The organism is Corynebacterium sp. KPL3927 (assembly GCF_040225835.1).
Taxonomy (GTDB): Bacteria; Actinomycetota; Actinomycetes; order Mycobacteriales; family Mycobacteriaceae; genus Corynebacterium.
In genome coordinates this window covers 1-702 of record NZ_JBEHGD010000056.1, presented here as the reverse complement: position 1 = coordinate 702, position 702 = coordinate 1, and the positions used below count along the sequence as shown (strand labels likewise).

The 702-nt window shown below is 56.7% G+C and carries 1 protein-coding gene; it reads left to right on the top strand.

The features are described 5' to 3' along the window. Positions 1-293 precede the first annotated feature (293 nt). Positions 294-638 carry a hypothetical protein gene (locus tag ABRP86_RS11530; RefSeq protein WP_349864477.1) on the top strand — a complete coding sequence of 115 codons (345 nt, stop codon included), beginning with the start codon at positions 294-296 and terminating at the stop codon, positions 636-638. The last annotated feature ends 64 nt before the right edge of the window (positions 639-702 follow it).

Genomic DNA, 702 nt, shown 5'->3' with positions numbered 1-702 from the left:
GTCTCGCCATAGTAGTCATTCTGGTTCATCTCCTTATGCGGGTTAGGTTCCCACACACAAACCATTAGACACTCTCCACCCCGGGGGCATGATCACGATGACCACAACACCGACACCACCACCGACCACGACAGGACACGAACCAGTAGACGCCTGGTCGACTGACCACCAGGCTGATACTGATCGTATACCTGGCAATGTCAGAGCCGGCGAGCCACTGGACTACGACACCAACACTGACGCTGATACCGGCACTGATGCTGAGGCTGAGGCAGGGGTGCCGGTGGTCTTTTATGCCACCAACACACCCGGTAATCCTATTGCCGCAGCTGGAGCACATGCCCGGAAGAACCCCGGTGTTCTACCAGTCACTCCTTCCCGACCTCGACGATGATGACGTGGATGTGACACTGACCAGCCTGGCTAAAGACCTAGGCCTAACCTACAGCACCCTGTCGGGGATTATCAGGGCGCACTTCCGCATGCAAGAACTACCCCTCGTCGCAGCGACCAACATGGAGCAGTGGATACTGGATACACCACGCCTGCGGGTCATCGATAGGGAAATACAACGCGTAGGCGACAACCACGACCACATAGGCCTTATCGATGCCGCCCTAGCAGACTTTTGGACCTGACCCCCAGATGGTGGACACCTTGAAACCAGCATCTCGCTGGGGAAGTGAGGTACCTTTCCACCAT